The following is a 13,991-nucleotide window of genomic DNA, read 5'->3' on the forward strand; positions in this document are numbered from 1 at the left end:
CCTGCCCGGGTGGCTGGGCCTGGAGACGACGTCGGCCGAGTTCTCCGTCGGCGCCATCGCCCTCAGCGTGCTGATCTTCCTCGGTGTCCCGCTGGTCGCCGGGTTCCTCACGCGCCTCGTCGGCGAGAGGACCAGGGGTCGCGACTGGTACGAGGGCACCTTCCTGCCGAGGATCGGCCCCGTCGCCCTCTACGGGCTGCTGTTCACCATCGTCGTGCTGTTCGCCCTCCAGGGTGACGCCATCACCTCCCAGCCCTGGGACGTGGCCCGGATCGCGCTGCCGCTGCTGGCCTACTTCCTCGTCATGTTCGGCGTCTCGTGGGTCGTCGGTGTCCGCCTGCGGCTGGGCTACGCCAAGACCTCGACGCTGGCGTTCACCGCGGCCGGCAACAACTTCGAGCTGGCCATCGCGGTCGCGATCGGCACCTTCGGCGTCACCTCGGGCCAGGCCCTGGCCGGCGTCGTCGGTCCCCTCATCGAGGTGCCCGTCCTCGTCGCCCTCGTGTACGTCGCCCTGTGGCTGCGTGACCGCAACGACAAGACGACCATCCAGCCGTCCGCTGCCTGACCCGAGCACCGAGGAGAACCCCGTGACCCAGCCCCCGTCCTCTCCTACTGCTGAGCGCGCCCCCCTGATGCCGGGCATCAGCGACCCCCACGACCTGCTCCACGCCGCTGCGCATCGGCTCGCGTCACAGTTCTCGGGGCACTTCACCGAGGAGACCATCGAGCGCTACCTGTTCGAGTCCTACACCGCGCTCAAACGGACCGCGAAGGTCACCGCGTACCTCCCCACCCTGGCCGAGACCTTCGCCCACGACCGCCTCACCGCGCTGGCGCAGTCGCGCGGCGCCATCGCCCACGACGTACCCGAGGTCCTGCTGGTGTGCGTGCAGAACGCCGGCCGCTCCCAGATGGCGGCGGCACTGATCGAGCACCATGCCCAGGGTCGGATCCACGTCCGCTCCGCCGGCTCCCGGCCGGCAGAGGAGATCGAGCCCGCCGTGCTCGAGGTGATGACCGAGATCGGCCTCGACCTCTCCGCGCAGTTCCCCAAGCCGCTGACCGACGACGTGGTGCGGGCGGCTGACGTCGTCATCACCATGGGATGCGGCGACGCGTGCCCGATCTACCCCGGCAAGACCTACCTCGACTGGGCGCTCGAGGACCCCGACCACAAGAGCCCCGCCGAGGTCCGAGCGATCCGCGACGAGATCGACACCCGAGCCCGCGCCCTCGTCGACGAGCTCACCAACAGCTGAGACCGCGAGCAGCCATCCCGGCCGCCCTGCGCCGGGCCGGCAGCGTCCCCCTCACCTCGACCCCACATCTAGGAGCCCCTCCGCATGACCGCATCGACGTCCGACTCGACCGTGCCCACCGTGGTGTTCGCCTGCCGCGCCAACGGCGGCCGTTCGGTCGCCTCCCGCCTGCTGACGGAGCACTACGCCGGGGGCCGCGTGGTCGCGATCTCCGCCGGCACCGAGCCCGGTGAGCACGTCCACCCCGAGGTCGCCCGCGTGCTGGAGTCCCTCGGACTGGACACGTCACGGGAGTCCCCGAAGCTGCTGACCACCGAGATGATCGCCGGGAGCGACCTGGCCATCACGCAGGGCTGCGGCGAGAACTGCCCCTACGTCCCCGGCGCCCGCTACCGCGACTGGCCCCTCGACGACCCCAAGGGGCAGGACGAGACCGAGGTACGACGGATCATCGCCGACATCGACGGCCGCGTCCGTGAGCTCCTCGTCGAGCTCGTGTCGGACATCGACCTCCCGCCGAGCCTCCTCGCCACCGACTGAGGATCCCGGCTCGAGCGGGCCTGGTCAGCGCGTGGCGGCCCTCAGCTCCTCCACCAGCACCTGGTAGCTCCCGGGGGTCCCGGGGGTGGTCGCGTCGCTCCCGGCGAGCTCGGCGGCGTGCCGGGCCCAGTGCTCGAGGTCCGCGACCTCGACCACCATCGAGTCGAACCCGCCGCTCGTCGTCTCGACGAGGAAGCCCTGGAGGGCGGGCCTGACCAGGGGCGCTCCGGCGGGCGGACCGGAACCGGGGCACGGACCTGCGTCGGCCGGTGGGGTGGGCTCGGGCACTGCGTCGTCGGGGGGACTGCCGATGACCAGCACGCGGGCACCGGCGGGGGTGGCGCGCTCGTACTCCTCGACCGTGGGCACGGGCGTCGGCGTGGAACGGCCGGTGTGCTGGACGGGCGCCCCGTCTGCGTCCACCGGCTCCATGCCCCGCTCGACCACCACGTGGGCGACCTCGCGCTGCGTGGGGTCGAGCGTCTTGGTCGCGTGCTCGACGTCGACGGTCAGGACGGCGAAGTAGCGGCGGTAGCGGCCGTGGCGGACCGACCCGCCGTCCGACCAGCCCCGCACGCGGCCGCTGACGGCGACGTCGTGCTCCTCGACCGCGGCGGTCAGGGTGGGGAAGGGTTCGTAGTCGTAGCCCGCGAGGCCGCGGACGACGGACGCGTCCACCTCGGGCGGTCGGCTCGGGACCGGAGCGCTCACCGGGGGGCAGGGGTCCGCGGACCGCGCGGGCTCCTCGTCCGCGGTGCAGCCGCCGAGCACCAGCCCGACAGCCGCGACGACGACGGTCACCGACCTCCACCCGGCCATGGCGGGCACCTCCCTCGGAACGCGAGCCGACAGGTGGTCGGACGCGGTGGTGCTCCGATCGGTTCCCGGTCCCCGTCGCTCGCGCGGCGGCTCGCCCACCTCGTGCGTCCACCCGCGCCATCTCCCAGGTTCCTCGTCGCCCACCCGCCGAACCTGGCCGCACCCGAGGACGCGACAGCACGATTCGCGGCGCCAGGTCGGACGAAGGCCCCACCACACGGGAGGATGCGAGCCGTGGCAGCACCGAGAACCCATCCCGTGGAGCCCTGGCTGGTGGGCGTGACCGTCGGACTCCTCCTCGCCCTCGCGGGCTGCACATCGACCGACGCGCCGACCGAGCGGGGCACCGTCGTCGACCTGCTGCAGCAGGACTGGGGGCACGTGCCCGGGGTCGTGCCGGAGGGTGGTGCGGACGGTGGCGCACTGCGGGTGTCCGCCACGGGGAGGAGCATCGTCGAGCAGGACGGCGGGGGAGGCCAGCCGGACCCGCCGGTCAACCTCGCGGGAACGCACCTGGTGGCCGCGGACGACTTCTCCCTCAGCGCGTCGTTCACGGACGTGACCGCCGACGCCACCCTGGCTGTCCACGACAGCCCGCCGGTGATCGCCGACGAGTTCCGCATCGAGCCGGCAGGTCTGCAGCTCACGCTCGACGGGGAGGACCTCCGGATCGCCGTCTTCGACGGCTCCCCCCAGCAGGACGTGACCGACCCGCAGCCGGCGTACGACGAGCACGTGACGGTCCCCGACCCCGAGGCGGAGCTCTCCGTGCACCGTTCCGGCGACGACCTCGCCGTCGCGAGCGGCAGCGAGACGCTGTCGTCGGTGCCCCTCGGCGACGTGTTCGGCTCGGGCGAGCTCTGGCTGGGGTTGTCGAGCGAGGAAGGGTCCTTCTCGGTCAGGTCGTTCACCGCCGCTGCGCCGGGTGGTGCGCATCTGGCGACCGCCGGTCCCGCCGCGACGGACGCCGGGTCGTCGCCGCGCGGTCTGCAGGCTCTCGCCGCCCGCTCGCGCCCGGACTTCCTGGTGGGGGCGGCGGTGGCCCTCGGCCCGCTCGTCTCGGACGCGGACTACGCGGACAGCTTCGTGGGCGAGTTCGGCGCCCTCACCCCGGAGAACGCGATGAAGCCGCAGGCCCTCTCCCCGCGGCCGGGCGAGTACACCTTCGAGGAGGCCGACGCCCTCCTGGACCTCGCGGAGAGCGGGGGGATCGCCGTGCACGGCCACACCATCGCGTTCTCCGAGGCCATGCCCCGCTGGATGCGGGAGCTCCCCGCCGACTCCGCGGAGGAGCGCCGGGCCAGCGCCGCGGTCCTGCTCGACTACGTGACCACCGTCGTCACCCACTTCCGGGGCCGTCTCGACTCGCTCGACGTCGTCAACGAACCGTTCGACGTCGACCAGGGCACCACCCTGCAGGAGAACGTCTGGCACCGTGTCTTCGGGCCGACGTACCCGGTCGTGGTCTCGCAGGCGGTCCACGACGCCGACCCGGCCGTCCGGCAGTTCATCAACGAGAACGGCGCCGACGTTCCGGGGCCCCGTCAGGACGCCCTGCTCCGGCTCGCTCTCGACACGAACGAGCAGGGTGGCCACATCGACGGCGTGGGCCTGCAGTCGCACGTCTACGACCTCGACACCGACGCCATCTCGGCCGACGACCTCGCGACGACGCTCGACGCCGTCGAGGACGTCGGGCTGGTCGCCCGGATCTCCGAGAACGACGTCACGGACGCCGAGGGCCGGGACGCACAGGCGGAGCAGTACGCCACCGTCCTCGCGACCTGCCTCCGCTCGCAGGCGTGCGTCTCCTGGACGACGTGGGGGGTGGACGACCGGTATGACTGGTTCGTCGACGACGACGGCGGCCTGCAGCAGGGCCACGACTTCCTGTTCTCCGACGGGAGGCCGACGCCGGCGTACGCCGCGCTGCGGGAGGTGCTCGCGGACTGACCGGCGCGTGCCTGCGGGGCTCCCGATCGCGAGGCGGCCCGTCTCAGGCGTGGACCTTCCGCGGCCACCAGAACCGCTCGCCGAGCACGAGCGCGATGGCGGGCACGACGACGGTGCGCACGAGCAGCGTGTCGAGCAGCACACCGAGGCAGATGACGACGCCGAGCTGCGCCAGCACCACGAGCGGGAGCACGCCGAGCACCGCGAAGACGGCCGCGAGCAGGATGCCGGCGCTCGTGATGACCCCACCGGTCGCCCCGAGCGCACGCAGCACGCCCTCGCGGGTGCCGTGCTCCGCCGCCTCCTCGCGGGCGCGGGTGACGAGGAAGATGTTGTAGTCCACGCCCAGCGCCACGAGGAACAGGAACGCGAAGAGCGGCACGTTGCCCGCCAGGTTGTCGAAGCCCAGCAGCCCGGTGAACACCCACCACGACGCGCCGAGCGCCGCGACGCACGTCGCCAGGACCGTGGCGACGAGCACCACCGGCGCGACGAGCGAGCGCAGCAGCACCACCAGCACGCCGAGCACCAGCAGCAGGATGAGCGGCAGGATGACGAGCCGGTCGCGGGCGTTGCCCTCGGCCTCGTCGAGGGAGTCGGCGGACGCGCCGCCGACGTGGGTGTCGTCGTACGACGCGAGCGCCGATCGCAGGTCGCGCACGGTCTGCTCCGCCTCGTCGCCGCCGGGGGTGGCGGCGAGCGTGACGTCGAGCTGGGTGATGCCGTCGCCCTGCGCCGACGGCACGACCTGCACCACGCCGTCGACCCCCTCGACCGCGGCGAGCACCTCGGCGGCGTCGGCCCGCGTGACGACCTGGGTGGGCTCGGCGGCGCCGGCGGGGAACGACTCGGCCAGGCGCTCGCTCGCCGTGATCGCCTCGGGCTGGTCGAGGAACTGCTCGGCCGTGTCGAGGCCGGTCGAGATGCGGAACGTGCCGACGGCCATGAGGGCGAGCACGGCGGTGGCGCCGGCGACGTACACCAGCGGGCGGCGGGCCACCGCGTCCCCGACGCGCCGCCAGGTCGAGCGGGTCTCGGCGAGCACGCGGTCGCCGTGGCGCGGCACCTGCGGCCAGAACACCCAGCGGCCGAAGCAGACGAGGGCCGCGGGCAGCACGAGCAGCACGAACCCGGCCGCCACCGCGATGCCGACCGCGCACGCGAGCCCGAGGCCGCGGGTGGTCGGGGTGAGCGACAGCAGCAGGGTCAGGACGCCCGCGACGACGGTGAACGCGCTGGTCAGCACGGCCTCGGCAGTACGGCGCAGCGCGAGCGCCATGGCCTCGCGGCGGTCCTCGTGGGTGCGCAGCTCGTCGCGGTAGCGGGAGATGAGCAGCAGCGCGTAGTTGGTGCCGGCCCCGAACACGAGCACCGACAGGATGCCGACCGTCGACTCGTCCCACGCGACGTCGAGGACCGCCATGACCTGGGTGGCGAGGATCGCGGCGAGCCGGTCGGCCGCGCCGACGACGACCAGCGGCACGATCCACAGCACGGGGCTGCGGTAGGTCGCGACGAGCAGCACCGCGACCACCAGGGCCGTGACGAGCAGCAGGCGCGTGTCGGCCCCGGCGAAGACCGCGGCCAGGTCGGCCTGGATGCCCGCCGGCCCGGTCACCTGGGCCTCCACGCCGTCGGGCACGAGCTCGTCGAGGTCGGCGCGCAGGTCCTCCACCGCGTCGGCCACCTCGGTCGAGGTCGACGCGTCGAGCGGCACGATGCCGATCGCCGCCGTGCCGTCCTCGGCGGGCACGACACCGGGACCACCGCCCCCGCCCTGCTCCTGGCCGCCCTGCTCCTGGCCGCCGCTCCCGCCGTACGTCGCGACCAGCTCACCCACCGCGGCCTCGAGGTCGGGCAGGTACGGCGCGAGGTCGGCGTCGGAGCCCGCCTCGCCTGCCGTGAACACGACGATGGCGGTCGACCCGTCCTGCTCCGGGAGCTCCTCGGCGAGCTCGAGCGCGGCGGTGCTGTCCGCCCCGGCTGGTACGGCGTCGAGCGGCGTCCGCTCGCGCTCGCCCTCGCCGACGAGACCGATCACGGTCCCGGCGAGGAGCAGCGGCAGGAGGGCGACGACCCACGCCGTGCGGCGGCCGACGATGAGGGTCCGGAGGCGCTCGAGGGTGGTGGACAAGGAACACTCCTGTGCCAAGATCGGGGGACGAACGTTCGTCACCTTAACCATTAAGCAGGTGAAACAAAATGAGCGAGTCCGGGCCGGAGCTGCGGCAGGGGTGGGCGGAGACCGAGACGCTCCTGCTCCTGCGTCGCCTCCTCGACCGGGGGGCGGCGGTGCACCGCCTGGTCTCGCGGAACGCGGGCCTGGGGGACCACGAGATGTCGGCGCTGGAGGCCATCTCCCGCACGCCGATGGGTCCGGCCGAGCTGGCCCGGCGCCTCGACGTCACGGCGCCGGCCGCGACCGGCATCGTCGACCGGCTCGTCGCCCGCGGCCACGCCGAGCGGCGCCCGCACGCGGCCGACCGCCGGCGTACCGAGGTGCACGTGACCGACTCCGGGCGCGCCGAGGTGCGGGCCCACCTGCTGCCGATGTTCCTCACCCTCGCCCGGGTGGACGGCGAGTTCGACGACGCCGAGCGGGCCGTCGTCGCGCGCTACCTGCGGGGCGCGGTCGAGGCGTTCGAGGCCGTCGCGGGCCCGGCGCCGCACTGAGCAGGGCCAGGAGCGAGGCCGGGGAGCGCGCGGGCGCTCAGGCCCGGCTGGCCGCCAGGGCGGCGCCGACGATGCCGGCGGAGTTGCGCAGCGTCGCCGGCACGAGCGGGGTGTCGACGTCGACGTGCGACAGGAACTTGTCGGCCTTCTTGCTGACGCCGCCGCCGACCACGAACAGGTCGGGGGAGAAGAGCCGCTCGAGGGTGCGGTAGAAGACGGTGAGCCGCCCGGCCCACTCCTCCCACGACAGGTCCTCGCGCTCGCGGGCGCTGTTGGCGGTCCACGACTCGGCGTGCACGGCGCGCGGGTCGGAGCCCTCGCCGAGGTCGATCCACAGGTGGCCCAGCTCGGCGTTGGGCACCAGCACGCCGTCGTGCACGATCGCGGCGCCGATCCCGGTGCCGAGCGTCGTCACGAGCACGACGCCGTCGTGGCCCTTTGCCGCGCCGTACCGGACCTCGGCGAGGCCCGCCGCGTCCGCGTCGTTGAGCACGTGGACGGGACGGCCCAGCGCGTCCCCGAAGACCGCTGCGGCGTCGGTGCCGATCCAGCTCTGGTCGATGTTGGCCGCCGAGCCGATGACGCCGTGCCGCACGATGCCCGGCACCGTCACTCCGACGGGCGCGTCGCTCGCGGGGAAGGACTCGGCGAGCTGCTCCAGCACCGCGGTGACGTTCGCGGGGGTCGACGCCTCCGGGGTGGGGATGCGCACGCGCTCGGCGGCGAACTCGCCGGAGTCGAGGTCGACCGGGGCCGCCTTGATGCCGCTGCCGCCGAAGTCGATGCCCAGGGGGAGGTCCATGCGCCGATCCTAGGAGCCGGGCGGGCCGAACGCCGCCCGCACCTGCGCGTCCGGGGCGCCCGCGGCGATCAGCGCCGCCAGCAGCACGCGGGCCTGGCCGGGCCGCAGCACGTGCGCGTGCACGGCGCCGGCCGCGACGAGGTCGTGCCCGCCGCCCCCGCCGCCGTACCCCGGGGACAGGGGGCCCGTGGGCACGCGGGTGGAGACCGCGACGGGTACGCCGCGGGCGGTGCAGCGCGCGACGCCCGCCACGATCGCCGGTGTCGCGTTGCCCGACCCGAGCCCGGCGAGCACGACGCCGTGCGCGCCGGCCGCGAGGCTCGCGTCGAGGTGGGTGGCGTCGCCGCCGGGGTGCACCGCGACGAGGTCGACGCGCACGCCGGAGACGGGCGCGGTCAGGTGGGGCAGCGGCGCGCCGCCGGGCTCGTGGGCGAAGCCGTCGACGGCGACGGTGCTGCGCTTCGTCGTGCCGGCGGCCGGGAGCACGCGCCCGCCCATGGTGACGAGCACGCCGGGGGCGTCGGGGCGGCCATGGGTCCCCGCCGCGAGCGCGAGGGCGGTGCGGAGGTTGGCGGGCCCGTCGGCGTCGGGGTCGTCGGCGGTGCGCTGGGCCCCGGTGACGACGACGGGGCGCGGGTCGCGGTGCTGCAGGTCCAGCAGCAGCGCGGTCTCCTCCATCGCGTCGGTGCCGTGCACGACCACCACGCCGACCGTGTCGGGGCGCGCCAGCTCGGCGCCCACCGCGTCGCTGACGGCCTGCATGTCGGCGAGCGTCAGCACGGAGGAGTCCGCCGCCAGCAGGTCGACGACGCGCACCTCGGTGCCGGCGGGCACCGCGACCCCGGCCAGCAGCTCGGCGGCGGCGAGCGCCGGCGCGCTCGTGCCGTCGGCGTCCCGCACGCTCGCGATCGTGCCGCCCGTCGTGACCACCGCGACCGTGCCCACGGCCTGCTCCCTCCGTCGTACCTGCCCGTCATCCCACCACGGCCGACGGCGGGGAGCCGCCTCGTCTAGAAGGCGCCGTGGCGCCCGGCGCCGTCCCGGAAGCGCGTGGCACCCTCGAGGGCCTCGAGGAGCGCCTCGGTCCCGTGGTCCCACTCCGACCGGAGGGCGCGGTCGAGGGGCAGGCCGTGCTGGTCGTACACCGACAGCCGGTCCTGCTGCAGGCACACCTGCGGGAACCCGGCGATCTGCTCGGCCAGCTCGACGGCCTCGGCCAGCGCCTCGCCCGGGGCCGAGACGCGGTTGGCCAGGCCCATCTGCAGCGCTTCGTCGGCACCGACCGGACGTCCGGTCAGGATCAGGTCGAGGGCACGCGAGCGCCCGATGAGTGCCGGTAGCCGGATCGTGCCTCCGTCGATGAGCGGCACGCCCCACCGCCGGCAGAAGACGCCGAAGGTCGCCGCGGGGTCCGCGACGCGGAGGTCGCACCACAGCGCGAGCTCCAGGCCGCCGGCGACGGCGTACCCCTCGACCGCGGCGATCACCGGCTTGGAGAGCTGCAGTCGCGACGGGCCCATCGGCCCGATGTCGTCGGCAGCACCGGTCGGCGGCGCGATCTTCATGCGGGAGGCGCTGACCGCCTTCAGGTCGGCGCCCGCACAGAAGGTCCCGCCGGCGCCGGTGAGGACCGCCACCGACTGCGCGGGATCGGCGTCGAAGGCGACGAACGCCGCGTGCAGCGCCCGTGCCGTGGGGGTGTCGACGGCGTTGCGCACCTCGGGACGGTCGATGGTCACGACCGTGACGGGCCCGCGGCTCTCGACGTGGACGGTCATCCCGGGAAGTCCGTCGTCGTGCGCGCCAGGACCGGGCCGAGGTCGAGCCCGGGCGGCAGCGTGCCGAGGGCGCCGCCCCAGTCGCGGTCGAGCCGCGAGGCGCAGAACGCGTCGGCCACGGCCGCCGGCGCGTGGCGGACCAGCTGAGACCCCTGGAACACCAGGGCCATCTGCTCCACGATGCGCCGCGCGCGGAGCTGGACGTCGTCGAAGGAGGTGAGCTCCTTCCGCAGCCGGTCGACGGCCGCGTCGTAGCGGCGGTCGGCCCCGAGCGCCAGGTCGGCCTCGCCGAGGAAGGCGTCGAGCGTGTGCGGCTCCTTCGCCAGGGCCCGCAGCGCGTCGAGCGCAGCGACGTTGCCCGACCCCTCCCAGATCGAGAGGAGCGGCATCTCGCGGTAGGTCCTGGCCAGGTCGAAGTCCTCGATGTAACCGTTGCCGCCGAGACACTCGAGCGCCTCGCCGACCGCCATCGGCGCACGCTTGCAGACGTAGTACTTGGTGACGGCCAGCGCGATCCGGCGCAGGGACTGCTCACCCTCGTCCCCGCGGATCGCGCGGTCGTTGGCGCCCGCGAGGCGCGTCATGGCGCTCGTGGCCGCCTCGGACTCGACGTGCAGGTCCGCCAGGACGTTGGCCATCGCCGGCTGGTCGACGAGGAGCTCGCCGAACGCCGAGCGGTGCCGGGCGTGGTGGGCCGCCGCGGTGACGGCGGTGCGCATGCCGGCCGAGGACCCGATCACGCAGTCGAGCCGGGTCATGTTGACCATCTCGACGATGGTGCGCACGCCCCGGCCCTCCTCGCCGACGAGCCAGCCGGTCGCCGCGTCGTACTCGATCTCGGACGAGGCGTTCGACCGGTTGCCGAGCTTCTCCTTCAGGCGCATGAAGCGCATCGCGTTGCGCTCGCCGCCGGGCAGCACCCGCGGGACCAGGAAGCAGGAGACGCCCGCCGGCGTCTGCGCGAGAGTGAGGAAGAGGTCGCTCATCGGCGCGCTCGTGAACCACTTGTGGCCGCGCAGCTCCCAGGTGCCGTCGGCCTGCGGCACCGCGGTCGTGGTGTTGGCGCGCACGTCGGAGCCGCCCTGCTTCTCCGTCATCGACATCCCCGCGATCAGGCCACGCTTCGACTCCGGGTCGCGCAGCCCGGGGTCGTACTCGCGGTTGGTGAGGAGGGGCTCGAAGCGAGCGGCGAGCTCGGGGTTCGCGCGGAGGGCGGGCACGACGGCGTACGTCATCGAGATCGGGCAACCGTGGCCCGCGTCGACCTGCCACGCGTAGAACTTCGCGGCGCGCGCGACGTGGGCGCCGGGCCGGTCGTCGGCCCACGGCGCGCCGTGCAGCCCGTGCGTGACGGCCGTGCGCATCAGCTGGTGGTACGCCGGGACGTACTCCACCTCGTCGACACGGTTCCCGTAGCGGTCGTGCGTGTGCAGGCGCGGCGGCACCCGCTCGGCGAGGCGCCCCCAGTCCTGCGCCTCCGCGGTGCCGGCGAGCCGACCGAGCTCGTCGATCTCGGGGAGCGCCCAGGCGGCGCCCTCGCGCTCGACGCCCTCGCGGAGCGCCGGGTCCGCGGCGGTGTTGTGGCCCACCAGTGGCGGGGCCTGGTTGAACACCTCGTGGGTCGTGGTCATCGTGGTCGTCCCTTGTCCGTCGAAGGTCGGGGGTCGTGCGCCGCGGCACCGCGCCTGCGGACCACCGACGACATTACAGATCGAACGTCGAGTGTGTCTACGAGCGTAAGACTGGGAGGATCTCGGTCGTGGACCTCGACCTCAAGCCGCTCCCCGCCAGGTCGGTCGTGCTCTCCCTCATGCTCGGCTCGCAGCCCCTGCGCTGGACCCCGGCCGTCCTGGTGCGCGCCGGCGAGCACTTCGGCATCCCGGCGCCGACCCTGCGGGTCGCCCTCACCCGGGCGGTCGCGGCCGGCGACGTACGTCGAGAGGACGGCGACTACGTGCTCGGCGACCGCCTGGTGCGGCGGCAACGTCGCCAGGACGAGGCGGTCCTGGACGCCGAGACGCCGTGGGACGGCACCTGGGAGATGGCCGCGGTCGTGGTCGCCGGGCGCAGCGCCCCCGAGCGCGCCGCGCTGCGCGAGACCCTCACGGCCCACCGGCTGGCCGAGCTCCGCGAGGGGCTGTGGGTGCGCCCGGCCAACCTCCGCCGCCCACGGCGCTACGCCGATGACCCCGTGCTCGTCACGTTCACCGGCCGGCCCGACGACGGGCGGGCCTCGGTGGCGGCGCGCCTGTGGGACCTGACCGGCTGGGCGGCCGAGGGACGCCGCCTGGTGGACCAGCTGCAGCGCACGCACGAACCCGCGCTGCGCCTCGCGGCGGCCGCGCACCTGGTCCGCCACCTCGCCGCCGACCCCCTGCTCCCGGCTGCCCTGCTGCCGGCCGACTGGCCGGGCGCGGCGCTGCGATCGACGTACGCCGCGTACCAGGCGGAGCTGCGCCACCTCGCCTCGGTCTGAACCGCGAGCACGGGGCCGTGGCGCGTCCCCGGCCGGCTTTACATCCGGCCGCCTCTTGTCAATTGCTTTACATCTGTCCTAGGTTTGTCAACCGTCGGATGTGAGCGCGGCCACACCGACGCCACGAACCAGCGTGAGGAGCGGCCAGATGACCGACGTCGGCAGGGTGAGCGGGACCGTCCCGGAGGGCTCGACGGAGCAGTGGAGGGACCGGAAGCGGTACCTGTGGCTGATCGGCCTCGTGGTGCCGTCGCTGGCGTTCGTCGCCATCGCGGCGTGGTTGCTGACGGGCTGGGGCGTGTGGCTGTGGCTCGGGCCCGTCGTCATCCTCGTGATCGTCCCGGCGATCGACCTGATGACCGGCCTCGACCGCTCGAACCCGCCCGACGACGTGATCGAGCAGCTGGAGCAGGACCGCTACTACCGCTGGATCACCTACCTCTTCCTCCCGATCCAGTACGCCGGGTTCGTGGCGGCGATGTGGCTGGTCGCCGGCGGGGAGCTGCTCGGGGAGACGCTGAGCACCTGGGACAAGGTGGGCATCGCCGTCTCGATCGGCTGCATCGGCGGGATCGGCATCAACACCGCCCACGAGCTCGGCCACAAGAAGGAGGCCAACGAGCGCTGGCTCAGCAAGATCGCGCTGGCGCAGAGCTTCTACGGCCACTTCTACATCGAGCACAACCGCGGCCACCACGTGCGCGTCGCGACGCCGGAGGACCCGGCGAGCTCGCGGATGGGCGAGAGCTTCTACCGGTTCTGGCCGCGCACCGTGATCGGGTCGCTCCGCAGCGCCTGGGAGGTCGAGGCGAAGCGCTACCGCCGCAAGGGCACGCACCCGTTCCACCTCGGCAACGACGTGCTCAACGCGTGGCTCATGTCGCTCGCGCTCTGGGGCGCCCTGGTGGCCTGGCTGGGTGTCGAGATCCTGCCCTACCTCGTGCTGCAGGCCGTGATCGGCTTCTCGCTGCTGGAGGTCGTCAACTACCTCGAGCACTACGGGATGCTGCGGGCGAAGGTCGGCAAGGCCGGCAAGCAGCGCTACGAGCGCGTGCTGCCCCAGCACTCGTGGAACTCCAACAACATCGCGACCAACGTGCTGCTCTACCACCTGCAGCGCCACAGCGACCACCACGCGAACCCGACGCGGCGCTACCAGACGCTGCGCGACTTCGAGGAGTCCCCGGTGCTCCCGACGGGGTACGCCGGGATGATCGTGCTCGCCGCCGTGCCCCCGCTGTGGCGCCGCGTGATGGACGAGCGGGTGCTGGTCCACGTCGGCGGCGACCTCGACAAGATCAACATCCAGCCCGGCAGGCGGGCCGCGATCGAGCGTCGGTACGGCGCCCGCGCCGCCGCGATCCGTCAGGCCGAGGCCGACGCGGTCGCCGAGGCCGAGCGGATCCTCGAGGACACCTCGCGGGTCGACCTCGCGGGCGTCGACGAGGTGCTGGCCGCCCGCTGCCCCGGCTGCGGCTACACCTACGAGGTCGCGGCCGGCGAGGAGCGCGAGGGCTTCGCGGCCGGCACGGCCTGGAACGACATCCCCGACGACTGGACCTGCCCCGACTGCGGCGTGCGCGACAAGGTCGACTTCGTGCCACTCGGCGCCGAGGCGGTCTGAGCGAGCCCCGTCCCACCCCCGTTCGTGGGTGGCAGCGCCGTGGGATGCCTGGCGCTGCCACCAC

Annotated in this window: 12 protein-coding genes and 1 pseudogene; 7 read left to right on the plus strand and 6 right to left on the minus strand. The window is 73.9% G+C overall.

Going from position 1 to position 13,991, the window contains the following annotated elements:
* The 3 genes and pseudogenes from KK617_RS10850 to KK617_RS10860 form a co-directional block, all read left to right on the plus strand.
* Positions 1 to 568, plus strand: a pseudogene (locus tag KK617_RS10850) (arsenical-resistance protein); the annotation flags it as partial.
* A 22-nt stretch (positions 569 to 590) separates the two neighbouring features.
* Positions 591 to 1,262 (plus strand): arsenate reductase ArsC, encoded by a 672-nt coding sequence (locus KK617_RS10855; protein ID WP_277500019.1) that lies wholly within the window; start codon positions 591 to 593, stop codon positions 1,260 to 1,262.
* 84 nt (positions 1,263 to 1,346) lie between these two features.
* On the plus strand, positions 1,347 to 1,802 hold the full coding sequence (locus tag KK617_RS10860; protein ID WP_277500020.1) for a heat-shock protein HtpX: 456 nt from the start codon (positions 1,347 to 1,349) through the stop codon (positions 1,800 to 1,802).
* A gap of 24 nt (positions 1,803 to 1,826) precedes the next feature.
* Here KK617_RS10860 and KK617_RS10865 read toward each other — a convergent pair whose 3' ends face one another.
* The gene (locus KK617_RS10865) at positions 1,827 to 2,621 is read right to left on the minus strand and encodes a hypothetical protein (protein WP_277500021.1); all 795 of its coding nucleotides are present in this window, start codon (positions 2,619 to 2,621) and stop codon (positions 1,827 to 1,829) included.
* 234 nt (positions 2,622 to 2,855) lie between these two features.
* On the opposite strand from KK617_RS10865, the gene KK617_RS10870 reads away from it, so the two are divergent.
* Positions 2,856 to 4,574, plus strand: a complete 1,719-nt coding sequence (locus tag KK617_RS10870) for an endo-1,4-beta-xylanase (protein WP_277500022.1) — start codon at positions 2,856 to 2,858, stop codon at positions 4,572 to 4,574.
* Between the two features lie 43 nt (positions 4,575 to 4,617).
* Here KK617_RS10870 and KK617_RS10875 read toward each other — a convergent pair whose 3' ends face one another.
* Positions 4,618 to 6,708 carry an MMPL family transporter gene (locus KK617_RS10875; RefSeq protein WP_277500023.1) on the minus strand — a complete coding sequence of 697 codons (2,091 nt, stop codon included), beginning with the start codon at positions 6,706 to 6,708 and terminating at the stop codon, positions 4,618 to 4,620.
* Between the two features lie 68 nt (positions 6,709 to 6,776).
* Between KK617_RS10875 and KK617_RS10880 the strand changes: the two genes are divergently transcribed.
* On the plus strand, positions 6,777 to 7,247 hold the full coding sequence (locus KK617_RS10880) for a MarR family transcriptional regulator (protein ID WP_277500024.1): 471 nt from the start codon (positions 6,777 to 6,779) through the stop codon (positions 7,245 to 7,247).
* 37 nt (positions 7,248 to 7,284) lie between these two features.
* On the opposite strand, the gene ppgK is transcribed toward KK617_RS10880, so the two are convergent.
* The 4 genes from ppgK to KK617_RS10900 all read right to left on the minus strand — a co-directional run bounded on the left by ppgK (position 7,285) and on the right by KK617_RS10900 (position 11,458).
* Positions 7,285 to 8,049, minus strand: coding sequence for a polyphosphate--glucose phosphotransferase (gene ppgK, locus KK617_RS10885; RefSeq protein WP_277500025.1), 765 nt, complete (start codon positions 8,047 to 8,049; stop codon positions 7,285 to 7,287).
* A 9-nt stretch (positions 8,050 to 8,058) separates the two neighbouring features.
* A complete protein-coding gene (locus tag KK617_RS10890) occupies positions 8,059 to 8,994 on the minus strand; it encodes an asparaginase domain-containing protein (protein ID WP_277500026.1) in 936 nt (311 codons plus the stop codon).
* Positions 8,995 to 9,059: 65 nt separating this feature from the next.
* Positions 9,060 to 9,827, minus strand: a complete 768-nt coding sequence (locus KK617_RS10895; protein ID WP_277500027.1) for a crotonase/enoyl-CoA hydratase family protein — start codon at positions 9,825 to 9,827, stop codon at positions 9,060 to 9,062.
* Positions 9,824 to 11,458: an acyl-CoA dehydrogenase family protein gene (locus KK617_RS10900; protein ID WP_277500028.1), complete on the minus strand. Its 1,635-nt coding sequence runs from the start codon at positions 11,456 to 11,458 to the stop codon at positions 9,824 to 9,826. The genes KK617_RS10895 and KK617_RS10900 overlap by 4 nt, the downstream gene beginning before the upstream one ends.
* Positions 11,459 to 11,586: 128 nt before the next feature.
* Between KK617_RS10900 and KK617_RS10905 the strand changes: the two genes are divergently transcribed.
* Positions 11,587 to 12,303, plus strand: coding sequence for a PaaX family transcriptional regulator C-terminal domain-containing protein (locus KK617_RS10905; protein WP_277500029.1), 717 nt, complete (start codon positions 11,587 to 11,589; stop codon positions 12,301 to 12,303).
* A 148-nt stretch (positions 12,304 to 12,451) separates the two neighbouring features.
* The gene (locus KK617_RS10910) at positions 12,452 to 13,927 is read left to right on the plus strand and encodes a fatty acid desaturase (RefSeq protein ID WP_277500030.1); all 1,476 of its coding nucleotides are present in this window, start codon (positions 12,452 to 12,454) and stop codon (positions 13,925 to 13,927) included.
* The last annotated feature ends 64 nt before the right edge of the window (positions 13,928 to 13,991 follow it).

Source organism: Nocardioides sp. ChNu-99 (assembly GCF_029493445.1).
GTDB lineage: Bacteria > Actinomycetota > Actinomycetes > Propionibacteriales > Nocardioidaceae > Nocardioides.